Genomic DNA, 21,636 nt, shown 5'->3' with positions numbered 1-21,636 from the left:
TCCTTAGAAACCGGCCGCCATGGCCTTGTCGATCATCCAGTCGAACGACGGGCCACGGTCGATGATCACTTCCACCGGCTGGCCGGCGAGGGTGCTCGGCAGGGTGGATTCCGGCTGGATTTCGGCACGGATGTCGGACGACAGGCCGCCCTGGTGCAGGCTGGTGCTGACGATCTTGCCGTAGCGCGGGGTGTCTTCACCGGCGACCCAGAAGCTCACGCGGGTACCCGGGCGGGCCTGGGCGAAGTTGCGGTACGGGAAGCTGGCGGTGACGGTGGCCAGGGTGTCCTGGGGCACCAGTTCGAAGATCACGTCGCCCTTGCTGGCGAACTGGCCGTCGGCGACGAGCTGGCGGGCGATCTTGCAGTTGCACGGGCTGGTCAGGGTGCCCTTCATCTGCTTGCCGAACAGCTCTTCGATGTTGGCCGGGGTCAGCTGTTCGTCGCTCAGGTGGCCCTTGAGCATTTCCAGCATGGTGGCGGAGAAGGAGGCGATCGGCGCGCCTTTCTCGATGTTGCCTTCCGGGGTGACCAGGCTCTGCACGGTGCCTTCACGGGGCATGGTGACCTGCATGCTCGGCACGTTCACCAGGCCGGACTCGGCGTGGGTGACGAAGTACAGGCCGTACAGCGACTTGAAGATGTAGCCGAAGGCCGCTAGGCCGACCAGGAACAGCGCCAGGCTGAAGCTCACGGCGCGCAGGCGGCCCAGCGGGCCCATGCCGGAGCCGCCGTTGCCGTTCTTGCGCGGCTTGGTGAAGTTTTCCCGCTGCAGGGTGTTGAGCAGGTCGCCGACGCTGACCAGTTCGCCGCCCAGGTGGGCGCTGATCAGGTAGCGCAGGGTGGCCTGTTCGCGTGGCTTGAGGTTGTGGAACTGGCAACCGATGCGCTTGCTCTGCGGGTCGATCGAGCGCACCTGGAATTCGACATCGATGCCCAGGTCCAGGCTGTCCAGTTGAAACTGCAGGCGGCCCTTGTGGTAGTCGCCGACCTTCGCCGCATGGCCTTCGCCGCTGTAGCTGAAGCCGCCAGCGGAGAGGTCGAGGATGCGCACTTCCACGCGCTCACGGTTCTTGCCGAGGTAGCGCAGCAGCGACGGAATCTTCACGCGGGCGTGCTGGCGTTGGGCTTCGGATTCATGGACCACGTTGACGTTCACGGCTGTGTTCATATCTGCAAATTCCTGTTCGAGTTAGGTTCCGGGGTGGTGCCGGTTACACCAACGCCATGAGCGTGGCGATGAATACGCTGGTGGCAGTAAAAGTCATGGCACGGGAAGACCAGGTGTTGAACCAGCGCTGGAAGCTGTGCAGGCCCCGGTCGAGTTTGGTGTTCTGGCGCGTCCAGGACTGCTGGTCGAGGCGGAAGAACACGTAGATCTTCACCATCGCGCCGACGATCTGGTTGTAATAGAGAATGGCCGGGTAGGCCGGGCCGATGCGGTGGCCGCTGACGCTCAGCAGCAGGGTCAGGATCAGGCGGGTGATGCCGATCCACAGCAGGTAGATCAGGATGAACGCCATGCTGTACTTGATGCTGGCGATGATCGCCACGGTCAGGCCCAGCAGGCTGGTCCACATCGACACGCGCTGGTCGAACAGCACCACGCTGGTGAACAGACCCAGGCGCTGCATCCCCAGGCCCAGGGCCCGGGAGTTCTGCCGCAGGTTGTTGCCGTACCAGCGGAACATCAGCTTGCGGCTGGCCTTGATGAAGCTCTTCTCCGGCGGGTGCTCGACCGTGTTGATCGCCGCGTCCGGCACGTAGAAGGTGTCGTAGCCCAGGCGCATCAGGCTGTACCAGCTGGACTTGTCGTCGCCGGTGAGGAACTGGAAGCGCCCCAGGCGCCAGTGTTCCAGGTGGTCGCTTTCCACGTCGGTGATGAAACCGGGGTCGGTCACCACCTGGGCACGGAACACCGACATGCGGCCGGTCATGGTCAGCACGCGCTTGCTCAGGGCCATGGAGCACATGTTGAGATGGCGCTGGGCGAAGCGCAGCTTGTGCCACTCGCTCATGATGTAGCCGCCGCGCACTTCGCAGTACTCGTTGGTGGTCAGGCCGCCGACGTTGGGGAACAGCTTGAACCACGGCACGGTCTTGCGCACCACGCCCTCGCCGAGCACGGTGTCGCCGTCGACCACCGCGACCACCGCGTCGTTGTCGGGCATCTGCCGGGAAATGGCGCGGAAGCCATAGGCCAGGCCGTCGCGCTTGCCGGTGCCGGGAATGCGCACGAAGTCGAGCTTGATGTGTTCGGGCGGGCTGGCCTGGGCCCAGAGGTTCTTGATCAGCAGCTCATCGGACAGCTCGACGATGGAGCAGACCACGGTGGCGGGGTAGCCACACTCGACCGCTTCGCGGATCACCGAGCGGTAGACCATCGCGGTGGTCAGGGCGTCGATGCGGAAGCTGGTGACCAGCAGGAACACGTGAGAGGGGTCGGCATCCTTGCCGAGTTTTCTGATCTTGCGCCGGTAATAGGGGAACACCAGGTACAAGAAGATGGTGCCACGCACGAAGTGCAGGGCACCCATGGAGTAACGCCAGATGCCGACGATGCCGATGAGCAGGAGGAAGTGCTTCGATTCCGGGTCGAAGACGCTCCTGGGCAATGCCAGTGCAAGCAGCATCAGCAGTGACAGGTATAACAGCCAGCCTGCGGCCTCGTTGAGACCGGTCTTCAGCTTGTCCATATGCATATCCATCTTTTTCCGGTGGCACATCACGAGCAGGCAGCGGGGGGCCACCTGCCCGTGATGTGATCCAACTGGCTAGCCAATCGCCGGGTGGCGAGTTACCAGCAGATGCCTTCGGCGCCCGTGCGGGAGGCCGTTGGCATGAAGCCGACCAGGTCCACCACCTGCTTGCCTTCCGGGGCACGCTGGGCCAGTGGTGCGAAGTGCTCGTCGTTATTGCCGAGCACGATGATGTCGGCGTTGTCGATCACCGCGTCGAAGTCGCTGTTGAGCAGCGAGGACACATGGGGAATCTTCGATTCGATGTAGTCCTTGTTGGCGCCATGGACGCGGGCGTACTCGACGTTGCGGTCGTAGATGCTCAGGTCGTAGCCCTTGCCGATCAGCATCTCGGCCAGTTCCACCAGCGGGCTTTCGCGCAGGTCATCGGTGCCGGCCTTGAAGCTCAGACCGAGCAGGGCGACCTTGCGGGTGTCGTGGCGGGAGATGATGTCGAAGGCCTTCTGCACCTGGGCGGTGTTGCTGCGCATCAGCGAGCCGATCAGCGGCGCTTCCACGTCCAGCGAGCTGGCGCGGTAGGAGAGGGCGCGCACGTCCTTGGGCAGGCAGGAACCGCCGAAGGCGAAGCCGGGCTTCATGTAGTACTTGGAGAGGTTGAGCTTGTGGTCCTGGCAGATCACGTCCATCACTTCGCGACCGTCCACACCCACCGCCTTGGCGATGTTGCCGATTTCGTTGGCGAAGGTGACCTTGGCGGCGTGCCAGACGTTGCAGGTGTACTTGATCATCTCGGCGACATCGATGTCCTTGCGGATGATCGGCGCATCGAGTTCGCTGTAGATGCTTTCCAGCACGTCGCCGGAGGCTTTGTCCAGCTCACCGATGACGGTCATCGGCGGGAAGTCGTAGTCCTTGATCGCGGTGCTTTCGCGCAGGAATTCCGGGTTGACCGCCACGCCGAAGTCGGCGCCGGCCTTCTTGCCCGAGCAGTCTTCCAGGATCGGGATCACCACGTTCTTCGCGGTGCCCGGCAGCACGGTGCTGCGCACGACGACGGTGTGGCGTTCGGACTTGTCGCGCAGCGCCATGCCGATCTCGCGGCACACGCCTTCGATGTAGTCCAGCTCCAGGTCACCGTTCTTCTTGCTCGGCGTACCGACGCAGATGAACGACACATCGGTATCGCGTACGGCGGCGGCCACATCGGTGGTTCCGCGCAGGCGACCGGTGCTCAGACCGAGCTGCAGCAATTCTTCTAGACCTGGTTCGACAATGGGCGATTTGCCTTTATTGATCAGGTCGATCTTGGTTGCGGATATATCAACGCCAACCACTTCATGGCCGCGTGCCGACAAACATCCGGCACAGACTGCGCCTACGTAACCCAAACCAAAGATGCTGATTCGCATCGCATTCACCTCGTCCGTATAATTGCGCAATAAGTAGTGGCGTTATGGCCACAGTTGTTCGTTTAACTCAATTCGCTGATAACGAATTGGTTAATCAAGGCATGAGTGTTAGTGGGCATCCCTGTGAGGTGCCATAAGTGGGCTTTTTATGTGCTGCATGCCCTGGGAAGTCAGCGAGCCTGTCAACCGAAGCGGTTCTGGCTCGTGTGGTCTAGTCCATGTCTGGTGTTGCAAGTTCTCCTGCTAGTTCAACGATCACTTTTATTCGGGTAACACTTCGCCCACGGCACGGAGTCCGATAACTTGGGCAGTTTGATATCACGCAGAACAAGGCGTGAAGAAATGTGTTACGGGGGGTAAGAGTGTGGGGAATTTCTGATAGTTCCTACCGTTCGTCCTCTTTTTTTCAAAGTATGAATATGCCGTTTGGCTTTGGCAGTTGCACGGTGCCATCGCCTTCGTCGGGGGGAAACGCGATATATAAATAGTGCTAAAAGTTCCATCGATTTATTGTCGATGTGAACCACTGAACTTAAGTAAGGTTTGAACGGGTGTGCAAAGGGGTATAACGGGGGTGCATGAGTGGCGGGCCGCCTGGTTGGCGACCCGAACGGGGAGGGAGAATCAGTTCTGCGGGGTGTCGCGCAGGAATACCAGGTTGTCGGGCGTGGACTGCTCGGCCGAGTAGCGGTAGCCCTGGTAAGTGAAGTCTTTCAGGCCCTGCGGGTCGGTGAGACGTTCCTTGATCACGTAGCGGGCCATCAGGCCGCGCGCCTTCTTGGCGTAGAAGCTGATGATCTTGTACTGGCCGTTCTTCAGGTCCCTGAATTCGGTGTCGATGATGCGGGCGTCGAGCGCCTTGCGCTTTACCGCACCGAAGTATTCGTTGGAGGCGAGGTTCAGCAGCACGTCGTCGCCCTGATCCGCCAGCGCCTGGTTGAGCCAGCCGCTGATGCGCTCGCCCCAGAACGCATACAGGTCCTTGCCCCGCGGGTTGCTCAGCTTGGTGCCCATCTCCAGGCGGTAGGGCTGCATCAGGTCCAGCGGGCGCAGCACGCCATACAGGCCCGACAGCATGCGCAGGTGCTTCTGGGCGAAGTCGAAATCCGCCTCGTCGAACGATTCGGCATCCAGCCCGGTGTAGACATCCCCCTTGAAGGCCAGCAGGGCCTGCTTGGCGTTGTCCGGGGTGAAGGTCGGGCTCCAGCTGCCGAAGCGTGCGGCGTTCAGCCCCGCCAGCTTGTCGGACAGGCCCATCAGGTCGGCGATCTGCGCCGGGCTGAAGTCGCGCAGCTGGGCGATCAGGTCCTGGGCATGGTCGAGGTGTTCGGGTTGGGTGTAGCGCGTGGTCGCCGGCGGCGTCTCGTAGTCGAGGGTCTTGGCCGGGGAAATCACCATCAGCATAACGTCTGCTCCTGAAAGTCTGGGCGCGATTCTAGGCCGAGCGGTGGGGCGGGCTCCAGCTATCGAGGCGATGGATTCTCTTGAATGGGGCACCATGCGGCGCTGCAGGTGGGCGCTACGAACAAGCAGATGCACGGTTACAGGGCAGGGAACAGGGGATGAGACGGGGGTATTTCAGGCATGTGACAGGCCGGTAGGACTTCGAACTTTAGCGGGGTCCAGGCAGGTCGCCAAGCGCTATTCGTCGAGGCGACAAATAAACCCGCCAGCAATGAAAAAAACATTCGACTGTCATGTTTTTTGGAGTATCTAAGACCTTGAGACCGCCGAACCCTGCAGACAGGTGGCGGCCATTGGCCCTCACCTTGCTTGCACCTTCTCAGCCCCGCCTGAGAGGACGGCGGCCCCCCGCGGCGGAGCGCTGCTCTGGCATTCCGTCGCCTGGCTCCTAAAAGAAGGTGACCGAGTATGGATGACCACGGACGCTCCAAGCCCACCGCTCCAACCCTGTATGCCCTCGACACCAATGTCCTGATCCACGACCCCAATGCGTTGTTGAACTTCGAAGAGCACCACGTCGCGATCCCGATGACGGTGCTGGAGGAACTGGACAAGCTCAAGACCGGCAAGCAAGGCGTGGCAGCCGAATGCCGCCAGGCCATTCGTCTGATCGACAAGATCCTCGGGGGCGCATCACCGGAAGACGTGGAGCACGGCGTACCGATCCAGCGGGAGAAAAGCGGGCCCTGCGGGTTTCTCTCGATCCTCATGAGCAAGAGCGCAGCCCCGATCACCTGGCTGCCGGAAGACCTCAACGACAACAAGATCATCAACCAGCTGGTGGAGCTGAAATCGCGCCGTCCGGGGCTGGACGTGGTGCTGGTGACCAAGGACATCAACATGCGCCTGAAGGCGCGGGCCTGCGGCATCGAATCGGAGGATTACCACACCGACCAGCTGGTCGACGACGTGTCCCTGCTGTCCCAGGGCTACCACAACATGGGCGGCTCCTTCTGGGACCGCGTGAGCAAGGTCGAGACCCGCCAGGACCACGGTCGCACCTGGCACCGCGTGCAACTGACCGACAACCTGCCGGCGGTGCACGTCAACGAGTTCATCATCGACGAGCAGGGCTTCGTCGGCTGGATCAAGGGCATCAAGGACGGCGAGATGCTGATCCTCGACCTGCACCAGGAACCGCTCCTGCACCAGGAAGCCTGGGGCCTGCGCCCACGGGACATCTACCAGGCGCTGGCGCTGTTCGCCCTGATGGACCCGGACATCCACCTGGTCAACCTGTCGGGCGCGGCGGGCTCGGGCAAGACCATCCTGGCGCTGGCAGCGGCCATCGAGCAGACCATGGTCAGCAAACGCTACCGGCGCATCATCGCCACCCGCAGCGTGCAGGGGCTGGACCAGGAAATCGGCTTCCTGCCCGGCACCGAGGCGGAGAAGATGGAGCCCTGGCTTGGCGCGATCACCGACAACCTCGAAGCGTTGCACATGGACGATGAAAACACCCACGGCAGCGTCGACTACATCCTGCAGAAGGTGCCGTTGCAGTTCAAATCGCTGAACTACATCCGCGGCCGCAGCTTCCAGCAGAGCCTGATCCTCATCGACGAATGCCAGAACCTCACGCCGCACCAGATGAAAACCATCATCACCCGCGCCGGCACCGGCTCCAAGGTGGTGTGCCTGGGTAACCTGGCGCAGATCGATACCCCCTACCTGTCGGCCCCCAGTTCGGGCCTGACCTACCTCACCGAGCGCTTCAAGGACTTCCCCCACGGCGTGCACATCACCCTGCAAGGGGTGCCGCGCTCGATTCTCGCGGAGTACGCGGAAACCCACATGTAACGTCCCTCCGGTCGTTCCTTTCCGCAGGCGCAGGCCGCCTGCGTGAAGGGCGTGGCCGATTGCAGGTGCCGGAACCTGACTGCCGGGTTTACAATCGACCCGATATCCGTCCGGAGCAGACCCTGTGTTGACCCATCTCGATTCCCAAGGCCGCGCCAACATGGTCGATGTCAGCGACAAAGCGCTGACCGTCCGTGAGGCGACCGCCGAAGCGCGCGTGCGCATGCGCCCGCAGACCCTGAGCATGATCGTCGAGGGTGAACACCCCAAGGGTGATGTCTTCGCCGTGGCGCGCATCGCCGGCATCCAGGCGGCCAAGAAAACCTCCGACCTGATCCCGCTGTGCCACCCGCTGATGCTCACCAGCGTCAAGGTCGAACTGGTGGCCGAGGGCACCGACGCCGTGCGCATCCAGGCCCGCTGCAAGCTGACCGGGCAGACCGGCGTGGAAATGGAAGCGCTGACCGCCGCCAGCGTCGCCGCCCTGACCATCTATGACATGTGCAAGGCCGTGGACCGGGGCATGACCATCGAGGGTGTGCGGCTTCTGGAGAAGCTCGGCGGCAAGAGCGGCCACTTCGTGGCGGAGGAGCAGGCATGATTCGCGTGCAGTATTTCGCCCGTTACCGCGAGGCCCTGGGCCTGGATGGCGAACAGATCAGCGACAGCCAGTCCTTTGCCACCCTCGATGCCCTGCGCCAGCACCTGCTGGCTCGTGGCGGGGTGTGGGAAGTGCTGGCCGAACAGAACCTGATGTGCGCCCGCAACCAGGAGCTGTGCAGCCTGGACGAGCCGCTGGCCGCAGGCGATGAAGTCGCCTTCTTCCCCACGGTCACCGGGGGCTGAACATGGCCATTCGCGTGCAGGCCGAGGCCTTCGATCCGGGCGTGGAAACCAACGCCGTCCATGCGCAGAACGTGGGCGTGGGCGCGGTGGTCAGCTTCATCGGCTACGTGCGGGATTTCAACGACGGGCGAGACGTGGGCGGGATGTTCCTCGAACACTTTCCCGGCATGACCGAGAAGGCCCTGGTCAAGATCGCCGCGGAGGCCGAACAGCGCTGGCCGCTGCTGTCGATCGAAGTCATTCACCGCGTTGGCCGCCTGGAGCCGGGCGAGCCGATCGTCTTCGTCGGCACCGCCAGTGCTCACCGCCAGGCCGCCTTCGACGCCTGCGCGTTCGTCATGGACTACCTGAAGACCCGGGCGCCGTTCTGGAAGAAGGAAGACACCAGCGAAGGGCCACGCTGGGTCGAAGGGCGCTGCAGCGACCAGCAGGCCGCTGATCGCTGGAAACAACCCTAGCGCCTGTCCTTGGCCCTGTTGCCGGCCGATCGTTCTACAGGGCCAGGTGCACGCCCAGGACGATCGGAGCCAGCATCAGTAGTGTGCCCACGCCGATCACCCGTATTCCCCATTCGTGCTCGCGGTAGTTGAAGCCGATCCCCAGCAACAGAAAGCCGCAGATCAACAGCATCAGCATCAGGTGGTCGGGGTCCATGGCGTCTCTCCCTCTGTGCAGCGCTCAAGGACAGTCTAGTCGCTGGTCGGCACCCGTGTTTGATCTGGGGCAACAAACAACCGCCTGATGACGCGGCCAAAGGCGCATGCCAGAGCGGCCGGGCGCTGTACGGTCAATTCCATAAACTGGAATTCTGTAATCCAGACCGTGCCATTTCGATACGCCTGGTTTGTGGCCACACTTCATCGACTGCCCCTTCGCTTCGCACCGATGACTGACGGTCGTGTCGTCGGGGCCGTGCCGATCCTCCCGCATGGCCTTTGCGTGCCCGCATGCTTCGGAGGATCAGGCAAGAAGCGGCGAGTTTCTGGCAATGAACGTCAGCCTCGCAGCAGGGAAAATCCGGAGCAGGGCCAAGGCCCTGCTCTTTCGTGTCGCCGGATGGCCCGCCATCCGGTGAGCGGTCATCCCCCCGATGCCCGCCGTACCCATAAGAGTCGGGTTCGCGTCCTCGTGATGCGGCGGATCACCGACGAGAATCAGAGGCCTTAACCATGATTTCACTCCGTCTGAATGATGAGATGCATCAACTGGATGCCCCCGAGGACATGCCCCTGCTGTGGGCGATTCGTGACCTCGCCGGCTACACCGGTACCAAGTTCGGTTGCGGCATGGGCCTGTGCGGTGCGTGCACCATCCATGTCGACGGCCAGCCGACCCGGGCCTGCGTGACCCCGATCAGCTATGCCGTGGGCAAGGAAGTGACCACCCTCGACAACCTGCACACCGACCCGGTGGGGCAGGTGGTCCAGCAGGCCTGGCTCAAGCGTGCGGTGGCCCAGTGCGGCTACTGCCAGGGCGGACAGATCATGGCGGCCACGGCGCTGCTCAAGAGCAACCCGGCCCCGGACGATGCGCAGATCGAGGCGGCCATGGCCGGCAACATCTGCCGTTGCGGCACCTACAACCGCATCAAGGACGCCATCAAGGATGCGGCAGTCAGCCTGAAGGAGGACCGCGCATGAACCGTGATCTCGAAGGCTTCGTTGCCGTCAATTTCAGCCGCCGCACCCTGCTCAAGGGCATGGGCCTGACCGGCGCGCTGGTCATCGCCGCCAACTGGGGGCTGCGCGACGCGTTCGCCGAGGAGCCGACGGCCTACGGCGCCGACGCCATGCCCGATGGCTGGGTCGACAATCCCAAGGTGTTCATCAGCGTCGACAAGGACGGCCTGCTGACCGTGGTCTGCAACCGTTCGGAAATGGGCCAGGGCATCCGCACCAGCCTGGCCATGGTGGTGGCCGACGAAATGGACGTCGACTGGGCCCAGGTCAAGGTCGCCCAGGCGCCGGGTGACCAGGGCCGCTACGGCAACCAGGACACCGACGGTTCGCGCAGCATGCGCCACTGGTACGAGCCGATGCGCCGTTGCGGCGCGGCGGCCAAGCTGATGCTGGTCCAGGCGGCGGCCCAGGAGTGGGGCGTCAACGCCAGCGAGTGCCGGGCCGAGCAGGGCCGTGTGCTGCACCCGGCCTCGGGCCGTAGCATGGGCTACGGCGAGGTGGCCGAGGCGGCCGCGCTGCTGCCGGTACCGGCCCGCGAAACCCTGGTGCTCAAGACCTCCGATCAGTTCCGCTACATCGGCAAGGATTCGCACCGCGCCATCGACGGCCAGGACATCGTTACCGGCAAAGCGCAGTTCGGCTTCGACGCCCGTTTCGACAACATGCTCTACGCCGTGGTGGCGCGCCCGCCGGTGTACGGCGGCACGCTGAAACGTGTCGACAGCAGCGCGGCGCTCAAGGTGCCGGGCGTCCTCAAGGTGATCGAGATCGAGAGCACGCCGATTCCGTCCGAATTCCAGCCCCTGGGTGGCGTGGCTGTGGTGGCCAGCAACACCTGGGCGGCCATGAAGGGCCGCGAGGCGCTGGTGCTGGAGTGGAACGACGGCCCCAACGGCAGCTACGACTCCGAGACCTTCAAGCAAAGCCTGCTGAAGGCCGCCCAGGCACCCGGCAAGGTGGTGCGCGACAGTGGCGACGTCCAGGCCGCCTTCGCCAAGGGCGGCAAGCAGGTCAAGGTCGACTACTACCTGCCACACCTGGCCCAGGCGCCGATGGAGCCGCCGGTGTCCACCGCCCTGTTCAAGGACGACCGCTGCGAAGTCTGGGGCCCCGTGCAGGCGCCGCAGGTCACCCGTGAGCGGGTCGCCGGTCGTCTGGGGCTGCCCTTCGAGAACGTCACGGTCAACGTCACCCTGCTGGGCGGCGGTTTCGGCCGCAAGTCCAAGCCGGACTTCGTCGTCGAATCGGCGATCCTGGCCAAGGAGTTCCCGGGGCGTCACCTGCGGGTGCAGTGGACCCGTGATGACGACCTGCATTTCTCCTACTTCCACACCGTGTCGGTGCAGCACCTGGAGGCGACCCTCGGTGACGACGGCCTGCCCACCGCCTGGTTGCACCGCTCCGCATCGCCGAGCATCACCGCGCTGTTCGGCCCGGATTCCGGCCACAAGGCGCCGTTCGAGCTGGGCCTGGGCTTCGTGTCCACGCCGTTCAACGTGCCCAACGTGCGCCTGGAGAACCCGGAAGCCTTCGCCCACACCCGGGTCGGCTGGTTCCGCTCGGTGAACAACATCCCCCATGCCTTCGCCGAGCAGTGCTTCGTCGCCGAGCTGGCGGCTGCCGCCGGTATCGACCAGAAGGACTACCTGCTGAGCCTGCTGGGCCCGGCCCGGCAGATCGACCCCGCCGCCCTGAGCGACGGCTGGAACCACGGGGAGTCGCCGGAACGCTACCCGGTGGACATCGGCCGCCTGCGGGCCGTGGTCGAGGAGGCCGCGAGCAAGGCCAAGTGGGGCAAGACCCTGCCCAAAGGGCGTGCCCAGGGCATCGCCGCGCATTACAGCTTTGTCACCTATGTGGCGGCGGTGCTCGAGGTGGAGGTCAAGGACGATGGCAGCCTGATCGTCCACGACGCGGTGATCGCGGCCGACTGCGGCCCGCAGATCAACCCCGAGCGTATCCGTTCGCAGCTCGAAGGCGCCTGCGTGATGGGCATCGGCCTGGCCACCACTGGCGAGATCAGCTTCAAGAACGGCCGCGTGCAGCAGGACAACTTCCACACCTACGAGCTGGCGCGCATGCCCCTGGCGCCGAAGACCGTGGCCGTGCACCTGATCAAGCCGGAGGGCGACCTGCCCCTGGGTGGCGTCGGTGAGCCGGGGCTACCGCCGATCGCCCCGGCGCTGTGTAATGCGATCTTCAACGCCACCGGCAAGCGCATTCGCGACCTGCCGATCCGCAGCCAGCTGAACGGCTGGAAGGGCACGGCCTGATGGATAACGTCGACCTCGACGTCCTCACCCGCGTGCTCGCCTGGCGGCAGGCCGGGCACGGGGTGCGCCTGTACACGGTGGTGCAGACCTGGGGCAGTGCGCCGCGTCCGCCGGGGTCGATGCTGGCCCTGCGCGACGATGGCGTGGTGATCGGTTCGGTGTCCGGCGGCTGTATCGAGGATGACCTGATCCAGCGCCACCTCGAGGGGCGCTTCGAATCCCAGGGGCGGGCGGTCAACCTGATCACCTACGGCATGACCCGCGAGGAGGCCGCGCGGTTCGGCCTGCCCTGCGGCGGCACCCTGCGCCTGACCGAAGAAGTGGTGGAGGACCCGGCCTGGGTGGCCGAGGCGATCGAGCGCTGCGGGCAGCATAAGGTCAGCGTGCGCGAGTTGGACCTGGCCAGTGGCGAGAGCCGGCTGAGCGACGCGGCGGCGGACGATGCCTTCGCTTTCGACGAGCAGCGTCTGCGGGTGATCTATGGCCCGCGCTGGCGCCTGATGATGATCGGAGCCGGGCAACTGTCGCGCTACGTGGCGGAAATGGCGCTGATGCTCGGGTTCGAGGTGCTGGTGTGCGACCCGCGCAGCAGTTTCTCGGCCGAGTGGGACAACCCCGGGGTGATCCAGGTGCCGGGCATGCCGGACGATGCGGTGCTGAGCATCCAGCCGGACGAGCGTACCGCCATCGTCACCCTGACCCACGACCCGCGCCTGGACGACATGGCGCTGCTCACGGCCCTGCAGTCCCGGGCGTTCTACGTGGGCGCGCTGGGTTCGCGGCAGACCACCGACAAACGCCGGGGCTACCTGGCGCAGCTCGGCCTGAGCGAGGCGGACATCGGCCGCCTGTACGGGCCCATCGGCCTGTACATCGGCAGCCACACACCGGCCGAGATCGCCCTGTCGCTGATGGCGGAAATCGTCGCCATCAAGAACGGCGTGGCGGTACCGAGAAAGCCTGCGGTGGCGGCCAAGGCCGCGACGGTGGGTGAACGGGCGTGATCGTCGATAAACAGGGCCGGCGTTTTCGCAACCTGCGGGTCAGCCTGACCTCGGCCTGCAACTACGCCTGCACCTACTGCGTGCCGGACGGCAAACGGCTGGTGGCGCAGCGGGATGCGCTGCCGCTGGACAAGCTGGTGACGGCGGTGGCCTACCTGAAGCAGGCCACCGACCTGGAAAAACTGCGCATCACCGGCGGCGAGCCGTTGATCAGCCCGCTGTTCGACGGCTTTCTCGCGGCGATCAGTCAGCTGAGCTTGCAGGATGTGTCGCTGACCACCAACGGCCAGTTGCTCGAACGCAAGCTGCCGGTGCTGCTCGCCGGTGGCGTGCGCCGTATCAACGTCTCGCTCGATAGCCTGGATGCCGCTGCGTTCAGGCGCATCGCCCGGGGCGGCGACCTGGCCGAGGTGCTGCGCGGCATCGAGGCTGCGCTGGACGCGGGCCTGCAGGTCAAAGTCAACATGGTGCCGCTGCGCGGGCATAACCACGAGCAGGTGCTGCCGCTGCTCGACTACTGCCTGGCGCGGGGCATCGAGCTGCGTTTCATCGAGCTGATGCGCATGGGCCACCTGGCCCGCGATGCCACGGCGTTTCGCCAACAGTTCTACGGCATGCCGGAGATTCTCGAACGCATTGCCGAGCGCTACACCTACCGCCAGGCCGACACGGCCCTGGATGCCACGGCCCAGCGTTTCGAGATTCCCGGCCAGGGGTATTTCGGCATCATCGCCAACGAAAGCGCGCCGTTCTGCCGGACCTGTTCGCGCCTGCGCCTGACCTCCAACGGCTGGCTGTATGGTTGCCTGTCGTCCAGCCAGCGGCACTTCATCGGCGACCTGCTGGACACGCCCTACGAGCAGGCGCTGCCGGCCTTGCAGGCACGCCTGCAGGGTGCTCTGGCGGACAAGCAGGACGTGGCCTTCGCCGGCGACGTCATGGTGATGAAGATCATTGGTGGCTGAGTCCATGGCGACAACGCGCAATGAACAACCCTGTGCGGTGGCGGGCCTGGTGCTGGCGGCTGGCGTGAGCCGGCGCTTCGGTGCCGACAAGCGCCAGGCTGCCCTGGCCGATGGTCGGTCCTTGCTGGCGGCCAGTCTGTCGCTGCCCTGCGCGGTGCTGGACGAGGTGCTGGTGGTGCTGCGCGGGGACGATGACCCGGCCGCGCTGGCATTGCCTGCAGCAGCCCGCTGGCTGACCTGCGAACAATCGGCCCAGGGCATGGGCCACAGCCTGGCGGCGGGTGTCCGGCACCTGAATGAGGTGTCCCGGGCCGATGCTCTGGCGGTGTTCCTTGGCGACATGCCCTGGTTGAACGAGGCGAGCCTGCGCGCGCTGCTGGCCGAGGCGAGCCCGGATCGCATCGTGCTACCGGTGTTCGAGGGTCAGCGCGGTCATCCGGTGATCTTCGGCCGGCGGTTCTGGCCCGAGATGATGCAACTGACCGGCGACAACGGTGCACGGCAGGTGCTCATGGCCCACCCCCAGGCGCACCGCAGCGTGGTGCTGGACGATCCCGGACTGGTGAACGATGTCGACACGCCCGAGGCGTTGCAGAACCTGACCTAGGGCTGCCGGGACGCGAAATATTTTTCCGTGCGCGACCGGGCAAGGGCCAAAAAGGGGACTTTCACATCGCATTCTCAGAGTAAGACAGCATCGTCTTGCTTGATGGAGTGCGCCCCATGTTCGACCCGATCCTCATCCACGCCCTTTGCCAGCTCACCCTGATGACAGGCTGGTTCTGGGGCTGGATTCGCCATCCCTGGCTGATGTTCGCCGGATTCGTCACCTACCTGGCCCTGGTCGCGTGACAGCGGCCTAGCGGGGAAACCGCTGCGGATCGGAGAAACAGGCGATCAGGTGGTCGTAGACCAGCCTGACCCGTGCTGGCACCGGCCCGCGCTGGGGCCGGTAGATGAACAGCTCCCAGGGCGCGGGGGCGTATGCCGGCAGCACCTCCTGCAGGCGCCCGGCCTGAATATGTTCCAGCGCCAGGAAGCTGGGCAACTGCCCGTAGGCCAGGCCGCTGAGCACCGCCTCGCGCTCGACCTCCGGGTCGTCGCAGGTGAAGTTGGCGCTGTCCGGGTGGAACACCTGGCCGTCGGCGAACACCCAGGGCCAGGGGCGGCCGGTCTTGCGGTCGATCAGCACCGACAACGGGTGCTGGTTGAGGTCCTGGATCCGCTCGGGGCTGCCGCTGCTGGCCACCAGCTCGGGGGTGCCGACCACATGGAACGGCACCTGGGCCACGGAACGGGCGATGTAGCGGCGATCGCGCATGAAACCGACGCGCACCCCGACATCGATCTTGGCTTCCACCGCATCGGTGAGCTGGTCATCCAGGCGCAGTTCCACCCGCAGCCCCGGGTGCTGGCGCAACAGCGGCTGGAGGAACGGCAGCAGGAACAGGCGGCCGATAACCAGCGGCGCGGTGATGCCGACCCGGCCACTGAGTTCACCGCCCTGGGGCGAGGCGCTGGGGGTGAACAGCTTGTCGAAACTTTCCAGGGTGCGCCGCGATTGCCGGGCCAGCTGCTCGCCGAACGCGGTGATGTGAATCTGCCGGGTGTTGCGGTGAAAGAGCATTTCACCCAGCTGGTTTTCCAGCTCCTTGATCGCCCGGGTCACGCTCTGGGGCGAGACGCCCAGGCGCGTGGCGGCTTCGCGGAAGGTGGTGGATTCGGCCGCCACGCAAAAAATACGCACCATCTCCATGCGGTTGAGCATTGGCCTGCCTTGATCGTTCCAGTTTCGGGAATGCCGTCATGCTAGCCGTTCCGCCGAGGCGGCGCACCGTTAGCTGCGGTGTTGAGGGGCGTCGGTGGGGCGAGCCGGCAGTGCAAGGCGTATCAGGCCCAGCAGCATGCCGCCCGGCAGAAGGGCCAGGGCCAGGAGGTGCAGGTGACCGAGCAACAGCGCGCTGAGGATCGCACCGGTCGACCAGGTGGAGCCGAAGGATTCGGCAAAGAGCAGGCAGTTGAAGAAGGCCGCCAGGAAGACAAGCGTAATGAAGCCGAGGGCTCGCCCGCGGTCACTGCGCACCCAGCGGGCGAGCAGGATGAACAGCATCATGGCGGGCAGCGAGGCCAGCAGGCTCTCCTGCCAGGGCACGCTGTCCGGCTCGACAAGTAGCGGCCAGGCCAGTACCAGGTGTTGCTGTTGCAGGCTGCCGGTGATCAGGCAGATGAACAGCCCGGCCACCAGCGGGATGGCCAGGCTCTGCAGGGCTGCGCGCCACAGGCTCAACGTCGCAACGCCGGCAGGAAGTCCAGCCAGGCCGCCGGCAGTCGCTGGCGCAGGCTGTGAGTCAGGCGGTCACGGCGTTTCTGGTAAGCCACGCCGAGGGCGATCACGCCCAGGCCCAGCAGGCTGACGATGATCGGGAACAGCAGCGAGTCCTCGAACACCCGGTACGCCAGGTCGCCCAGGTAGGCGGCCACGCCAAGGGCGCCGAACACCATGAACACCGGGCGGCGCAACAGTACGGCGACGCCGATCAGGCCGAGGTTGATCAGGCAGTACAGGGCTTTGCGCAGGTGGTCGTCGCTGCCCATCAGGGTCAGGCTGCACCAGAAGGCCAGCAGGCCTGCCAGGTAGCCCCAGAAGGCGAAGTCCTGGCGGCTGCGGCCATCGACCCACAGGCTCCCCAGCAGGATCACCAGGCCGGTCCAGAGCGATACCCAGCGGAGCTGGTCCGAGCTGAGCGCTGCACCATAGGCCAGCTCGGCCAGGTCCATGGACAGGAACCACAGGGCCATGGCCATCGGCATGACGATGAACGGGAAGGGCAGCAGGCGCAGCATCAGGATACCCACCAGCACCGTGGCGACCTCCATGGCCAGCCAGCCCCCGTGCACGTAGGCGTAGTAGTCATGGTAGTTGTGCTGGACGTCGTCCATGGGCCAGAGGCCGAGCACCCGCTGGGCGGCGTACACCACCAGGGGCGTCATGCTCACGGCCACCGCGCCAAGCAGGCCGCCCGGGATGGGGGAGCCGCGTTGCCAGAGGCTGCGTCCGCAGAGCACGAAAAACAGCATATAGGCTGTGCTGACCAGCAGCAGGGCGATGTCGCCGACGCGCATCCAGGCTTCGGTAAGCAGCCAGCCCATGGCGCCGATGATCAGCATGGCGCCGAAGTAATAGGCCACATGGGCCAGCTGGAAGGAGGCGCGGGCCGGTGATTGCTGGCTGAGAAAGGCCAGCAGGGCCTGGTCCTGGCCGGGTTGCAGCACCCCGGCCTGCACCGCGCGGGCGAGGTCGTGGCTGTCGATTTTCAACGTCATGAGGGGCGCTCCGTTTCCCTGGTTGGACGGCCGCGCAGTGTGACCAAGCCACAAATCGCCTGTCGAGTGGTCCTGCACAAAACGGTGAGCTCAGGCGGATTGTGTAGGAGCGGACTTGTCCGCGAGCTCTGCTTGTTCGCCACGGTGGTGATCTTGGGGTTAAAAGCTCGCGGGCAAGCCCGCTCCTACGGGGATTGGGCGTTGCGGAAAGCAAGACGCCCGATGCGGGAAAGCATCGGGCGTCTGGGTGAAGCGGGTGCCTGCGAGCGAGGTATCAGTGCTTGCGTGGCACCGACTTGAGCAGCACTTCCGGCGGCATTTCGCAGGTGATCTTGCGGCCCAGCAGGGCTTCGATCGGCGGCAGGGCGAAGGCGTCGTCTTCGCCGGCGAAGCTGATCGAGGTGCCGCTGGTGCCGGCACGGCCGGTGCGGCCGATGCGGTGCACGTAGTCGTCCGGGTCTTCCGGCAGGGTGAAGTTGATCACGTGGCTGATGCCGTCGACGTGGATGCCACGGCCGGCAACGTCGGTGGCCACCAGCACGCGGATCTTGCCCTCGCGGAAGCCTTCCAGAACCTTGATGCGCTTGTGCTGCGGCACGTCGCCGGACATCTGCGCGGCGCTGACGCCGTCGCGGGTCAGGCGTTCTTCGATGCGCCGCACTTCATCCTTGCGGTTGGCGAAGACCATCACCCGGGTCCAGTCGTTCTGGGTGATCAGGTTGTAGAGCAGCTTGTACTTGTCGCTGGAGGCGACCATGTAGACGTGCTGCTCGACGGTGTCGCTGGCGACGTTTTCCGGCTCGATCTCGACGATGGCCGGGTTGACGGTCCACTGTTTGGCCAGGTTCATCACGTCTTCGGTGAAGGTGGCGGAGAACAGCAGGGTCTGGCGCTCGCCCTTCATCGGGGTCTGGCGGATGATCTGGCGCACCTGCGGGATGAAGCCCATGTCGAGCATGCGGTCGGCTTCGTCGAGCACCATGACCTCGACCATGTCCAGGTGCACTTCGCCGCGCTGGTTGAAGTCCAGCAGGCGGCCGGGGGTGGCGACCAGGATGTCGCAGAAGCGCGACTCCAGCTGCTTGAGCTGTTTGTCGAAGTCCATGCCGCCGACGAAGCTCATGACGTTGAGCTTGGTGTATTTGGTCAGCTCGGCGGCGTCCTTGGCGATCTGCACCACCAGTTCCCGGGTCGGGGCGATGATCAGCGCGCGCGGCTCGCCCATGTAGCGCTCTTTCGGCGGCGGGGTCTGCAGCAGCTGGGTGATGATCGAGATCAGGAACGCGGCGGTCTTGCCGGTGCCGGTCTGGGCGCGGCCGATGGCGTCCTGGCCGTTGAGGGTGTAGCCCAGTACGCCCGCCTGGATCGGCGTGCAGTAGGGAAAGCCCAGGTCATGGATCGCGTGCATCAGCTCGGGGGCGAGCTTGAAATCATGGAAGCGGGTCTTGCCTTCGGCGGGTTCGACCGCGAAGTCTTCGAGTTTCCAGGTGTCGACCGGCTTGGGGGCGCGCTCGCGACGTGGCTTCTCGGGCTTGGCGGCTGGTTGTTCGACCGTGGAAGCCGGCGCCGGGGACGCATCACCGGCCGGGGCCCGCGGAGGCTTGGGCTTGCGGCTGCGTTTGTCGCTGGTGGCGTCGCTGTTACGAGGCGTTGCTGGCGTGGCCGGTTGGCTGACTGGGGTGGCTTGCTCGCCGTCGGCCTTGCCGAACATCTTCTTGAGTGCTTTGAGCACGGTCATCTCGTCATTGGTTAAGGAGTGAACGGCTGCCAGTGTAAAGCAAGAAGCCGGCGCGGCGAAGTACCGCAGCCGGCCGGCATAATCTGGCGGTATCGGCGGTCTTGCCCTCAGGATGACGGCAGATTGGCGAGCAGCAGACGCTGCACGTTGCCGCCCATGATGGCGGCGATGTCCGCCTGGCTGAACCCGGCTCCGAGCAGGCCTTCGGTCAGCAGCGCCAGGCCGGTGACGTCGAACGGGGCATGGATGGTGCCGTTGAAATCCGAGCCGAGGGCGACGTGCTCCACGCCCACCAGGTCCGCGGTGTAGCGGATGGCTTTGACAATGGCCTCGACCGAGGTGGCGCAGACGGCGGCGTCCCAGTAGCCGATACCGATCACCCCGCCGGTGGCCGCGATGGCCTTGAGGTGGCGATCGCTGAGGTTGCGCGGGCCGGGGCAGGTGCCCTCCACGCCGCTGTGCGACACCAGCACCGGGCGCGAGGCGAACGCTAGCACGTCATCGATCAGCGGGCGGGAGGCGTGGGCCAGGTCGATCAGCATCGCCTTGTCTTCCAGGCGTTTGACCACGCGGCGACCGAAGGAGGTCAGGCCGCCCTTGTCCAGGCCGTGGGCCGAGCCGCCGACCTCGTTGTCGAAGAAGTGCACCAGGCCGGTGATGCGAAAGCCCGCGTCATACAGGCGGTCGACGTTCTCCAGCTTGCCTTCCAGCGGTTGCAGGCCTTCGGTGGCCAGCAGGGCGGCGACGCGCTGCGGGTCCTTGTTCCAGGCCGCGATGAAGGCGGACAGGTCGTCGCGGGTACGGATCATCACCAGGCGACCATCGCTGCCGGCGGCCTCGTGGAGCTTGTCGGCCTGGTACAGCGCACGGTGCAGCAGGCTGTCCCAGGTTTCCTTCGGCCAGCGCTGGGCCATTACCAGCAGGGTGACGTTGTCGCTGTCGGCGGCGTTGCGCTCGTAATTGAGCCCGCGCGGGGTCTTGGTCACGGTGGAGAACACCTGCAGGCCGACCTGGCCGTCCAGCAGGCGCGGCAGGTCGGAGTGCCCGTAGCTGTAGCGCTTGAGCAGGTCACGCTCCCAGAGCAGGGCGTCGTCGTGCAGGTCGGCGATGAACAGAGTGTCGTGCAGGGCCTTGGCCTGTTCGTTGGCGCTATAGGGTGCCGCGTTCTCGACGCTGTTCATGTAGCGGTCGAGCAGCGAGGGTAGGGTGAAGAAGATTCCGGCACCTGCGACGGCGAGAATCGGCAGGGCGAGCAGCAAGCGTTTGCGCATGGAGATAGGCCTTCCGGGCTTTATTGTTGTGCCGCGACTCTAGCAAAGCGTTCGCCCGCCGGAACATGGCCTTTTCGGCCAAATTACCAGCTTGATGGGGGATGATCAGTGAGTTTTGCAGCGTATCGCCGGCGCATCAGCCGCACAGGCAGTTTCGGCCCTGTTCCTTGGCCTGGTAGAGCGCCCGGTCGGCACGGTCGATCAGGCCCTGCAAGTCGTCCCGTGGCTGCATCTGCGCCAGGCCGATGGAGACGGTGACGCCGGGCAGGATGCCCATCGGCGAATAGAACGACTGGGTCCGTTCCACGCTCTGGCGCAGGCGCTCGCCGATGCCGCGCGCGTCGTCCGGCCCGAGCTCGGGCAGGAGAATGACGAATTCCTCGCCGCCGAAACGGGTCAGGCTGTCTTTCGGCCGCAGCTGGCTGCGCAGGGTCTGCGCCACCATGCACAGGGCGTAGTCGCCGGCGAGGTGGCCATGCTGGTCGTTGTAGGCCTTGAAGTGATCCACATCCAGCATCAGCAGGCACAGCGGCTGTTCGTCGAAGGCGCAGCGGGTGCTTTCGCGCTCGAACACCGGCTCCAGCCAGCGGCGGTTAAAGGCGCCGGTGAGGGTGTCGATGTTGGCATTCTGCTCACTGTGCAGGATCAGCTGGTTGCCCTGACGCACCCGGTCGCACAGCAGCTCCAGCAGGTTCTGCATCAGTTGCGGCGAGTGCTGGAACAGTTTGACCAGCGATTCGCGGTGCAGGCGCAGCACCGAGCACGGCTGGCTGGCCACCACATAGGCGGACGGATGCTCGTTGTCGATGAAGCTGATTTCACCGGCGCAGTCGCCGGGAACCAGGGTGCTCACGGGCGGGTTGTCCAGGGAGCCGAGGTAAACCTCGAACTGGCCGTCGAGCAGCAGGTAGAGGTACTGGTTGCGGCTGAAGGGCGACAGCAGGATTTCGCCGGTTTCCACGTCACAGGCGCGAAATTCCCGCAGCAACTGGTCGATGCTGTTGGCGGCGACATTATTGAACAGTCGCAGATTGCGGATCTGCTGCAGGTTGGCCTGCCAGGGTGCTTTTTTCATGGTGACGGGTAGGTTGCCGGGTCTGCCTGAGGCAGGGGGCATCGCGAACACTCCGTGTCATCGGGCGAACACCTTGTATGACAGTATTAC

21 protein-coding genes are annotated in these 21,636 nt (G+C 65.0%); 10 read left to right on the top strand and 11 right to left on the bottom strand.

Annotated features, from left to right (window positions below; all coding sequences use genetic code 11):
* Positions 1-3: 3 nt before the first annotated feature.
* The 4 genes from N5C28_RS19675 to yaaA all read right to left on the bottom strand — a co-directional run bounded on the left by N5C28_RS19675 (position 4) and on the right by yaaA (position 5,511).
* Positions 4-1,170, bottom strand: a complete 1,167-nt coding sequence (locus tag N5C28_RS19675) for an alginate biosynthesis protein Alg44 (RefSeq protein WP_279824902.1) — start codon at positions 1,168-1,170, stop codon at positions 4-6.
* A 43-nt stretch (positions 1,171-1,213) separates the two neighbouring features.
* Positions 1,214-2,695 (bottom strand): mannuronan synthase, encoded by a 1,482-nt coding sequence (gene alg8, locus N5C28_RS19670; RefSeq protein WP_279824901.1) that lies wholly within the window; start codon positions 2,693-2,695, stop codon positions 1,214-1,216.
* A 101-nt stretch (positions 2,696-2,796) separates the two neighbouring features.
* Positions 2,797-4,107, bottom strand: coding sequence for a GDP-mannose 6-dehydrogenase (gene algD, locus N5C28_RS19665; protein WP_279824899.1), 1,311 nt, complete (start codon positions 4,105-4,107; stop codon positions 2,797-2,799).
* Positions 4,108-4,731: 624 nt separating this feature from the next.
* A complete protein-coding gene (gene yaaA / locus N5C28_RS19660) occupies positions 4,732-5,511 on the bottom strand; it encodes a peroxide stress protein YaaA (RefSeq protein ID WP_279824898.1) in 780 nt (259 codons plus the stop codon).
* A gap of 468 nt (positions 5,512-5,979) precedes the next feature.
* Here yaaA and N5C28_RS19655 point away from each other — a divergent pair, with 468 nt between their 5' ends.
* From N5C28_RS19655 to moaE, 4 genes are all read left to right on the top strand, one after another.
* Positions 5,980-7,371, top strand: coding sequence for a PhoH family protein (locus N5C28_RS19655; RefSeq protein ID WP_279824896.1), 1,392 nt, complete (start codon positions 5,980-5,982; stop codon positions 7,369-7,371).
* A gap of 124 nt (positions 7,372-7,495) precedes the next feature.
* The gene (gene moaC, locus N5C28_RS19650; RefSeq protein ID WP_279824895.1) at positions 7,496-7,972 is read left to right on the top strand and encodes a cyclic pyranopterin monophosphate synthase MoaC; all 477 of its coding nucleotides are present in this window, start codon (positions 7,496-7,498) and stop codon (positions 7,970-7,972) included.
* Positions 7,969-8,217, top strand: coding sequence for a molybdopterin converting factor subunit 1 (gene moaD, locus N5C28_RS19645; RefSeq protein ID WP_279824894.1), 249 nt, complete (start codon positions 7,969-7,971; stop codon positions 8,215-8,217). The genes moaC and moaD overlap by 4 nt, the downstream gene beginning before the upstream one ends.
* A gap of 2 nt (positions 8,218-8,219) precedes the next feature.
* Entirely contained in the window at positions 8,220-8,675 is a 456-nt protein-coding gene (gene moaE / locus N5C28_RS19640) for a molybdopterin synthase catalytic subunit MoaE (protein WP_279824892.1), read from the top strand.
* Positions 8,676-8,709: 34 nt separating this feature from the next.
* Here moaE and N5C28_RS19635 read toward each other — a convergent pair whose 3' ends face one another.
* Entirely contained in the window at positions 8,710-8,871 is a 162-nt protein-coding gene (locus N5C28_RS19635) for a hypothetical protein (protein WP_279824890.1), read from the bottom strand.
* Between the two features lie 515 nt (positions 8,872-9,386).
* Between N5C28_RS19635 and N5C28_RS19630 the strand changes: the two genes are divergently transcribed.
* From N5C28_RS19630 to N5C28_RS19605, 6 genes are all read left to right on the top strand, one after another.
* On the top strand, positions 9,387-9,857 hold the full coding sequence (locus tag N5C28_RS19630; RefSeq protein WP_279824888.1) for a 2Fe-2S iron-sulfur cluster-binding protein: 471 nt from the start codon (positions 9,387-9,389) through the stop codon (positions 9,855-9,857).
* Positions 9,854-12,169, top strand: coding sequence for a xanthine dehydrogenase family protein molybdopterin-binding subunit (locus N5C28_RS19625; protein WP_279824887.1), 2,316 nt, complete (start codon positions 9,854-9,856; stop codon positions 12,167-12,169). The genes N5C28_RS19630 and N5C28_RS19625 overlap by 4 nt, the downstream gene beginning before the upstream one ends.
* A complete protein-coding gene (locus tag N5C28_RS19620; RefSeq protein WP_279824886.1) occupies positions 12,169-13,173 on the top strand; it encodes an XdhC family protein in 1,005 nt (334 codons plus the stop codon). The genes N5C28_RS19625 and N5C28_RS19620 overlap by 1 nt, the downstream gene beginning before the upstream one ends.
* Positions 13,170-14,138 carry a radical SAM protein gene (locus N5C28_RS19615; protein ID WP_279824885.1) on the top strand — a complete coding sequence of 323 codons (969 nt, stop codon included), beginning with the start codon at positions 13,170-13,172 and terminating at the stop codon, positions 14,136-14,138. The genes N5C28_RS19620 and N5C28_RS19615 overlap by 4 nt, the downstream gene beginning before the upstream one ends.
* Positions 14,139-14,142: 4 nt before the next feature.
* Complete coding sequence (locus tag N5C28_RS19610; RefSeq protein WP_279824884.1) at positions 14,143-14,745, top strand: nucleotidyltransferase family protein; 603 nt, start codon at positions 14,143-14,145, stop codon at positions 14,743-14,745.
* 116 nt (positions 14,746-14,861) lie between these two features.
* Positions 14,862-14,990 (top strand): hypothetical protein, encoded by a 129-nt coding sequence (locus N5C28_RS19605; RefSeq protein ID WP_279824882.1) that lies wholly within the window; start codon positions 14,862-14,864, stop codon positions 14,988-14,990.
* Between the two features lie 7 nt (positions 14,991-14,997).
* On the opposite strand, the gene N5C28_RS19600 is transcribed toward N5C28_RS19605, so the two are convergent.
* The 6 genes from N5C28_RS19600 to N5C28_RS19575 all read right to left on the bottom strand — a co-directional run bounded on the left by N5C28_RS19600 (position 14,998) and on the right by N5C28_RS19575 (position 21,546).
* A complete protein-coding gene (locus N5C28_RS19600) occupies positions 14,998-15,906 on the bottom strand; it encodes a LysR family transcriptional regulator (protein ID WP_279824881.1) in 909 nt (302 codons plus the stop codon).
* Between the two features lie 69 nt (positions 15,907-15,975).
* A complete protein-coding gene (locus tag N5C28_RS19595; protein WP_279824879.1) occupies positions 15,976-16,425 on the bottom strand; it encodes a hypothetical protein in 450 nt (149 codons plus the stop codon).
* The gene (locus N5C28_RS19590) at positions 16,422-17,462 is read right to left on the bottom strand and encodes a DUF2157 domain-containing protein (RefSeq protein WP_279824878.1); all 1,041 of its coding nucleotides are present in this window, start codon (positions 17,460-17,462) and stop codon (positions 16,422-16,424) included. Before N5C28_RS19590 ends, N5C28_RS19595 begins: the two co-directional genes overlap by 4 nt.
* A gap of 274 nt (positions 17,463-17,736) precedes the next feature.
* Positions 17,737-19,194 carry an ATP-dependent RNA helicase RhlB gene (gene rhlB, locus N5C28_RS19585; RefSeq protein WP_279824876.1) on the bottom strand — a complete coding sequence of 486 codons (1,458 nt, stop codon included), beginning with the start codon at positions 19,192-19,194 and terminating at the stop codon, positions 17,737-17,739.
* Positions 19,195-19,307: 113 nt separating this feature from the next.
* Positions 19,308-20,471: a dipeptidase gene (locus N5C28_RS19580; RefSeq protein WP_279824874.1), complete on the bottom strand. Its 1,164-nt coding sequence runs from the start codon at positions 20,469-20,471 to the stop codon at positions 19,308-19,310.
* Between the two features lie 136 nt (positions 20,472-20,607).
* Complete coding sequence (locus N5C28_RS19575; protein ID WP_279824873.1) at positions 20,608-21,546, bottom strand: GGDEF domain-containing protein; 939 nt, start codon at positions 21,544-21,546, stop codon at positions 20,608-20,610.
* Between the last annotated feature and the right edge of the window lie 90 nt (positions 21,547-21,636).

The organism is Pseudomonas sp. GD03944 (assembly GCF_029839275.1).
GTDB lineage: Bacteria > Pseudomonadota > Gammaproteobacteria > Pseudomonadales > Pseudomonadaceae > Aquipseudomonas.
Note: the sequence above shows the minus strand (reverse complement) of the source record. Positions and strands in the feature narration are given on the sequence as shown.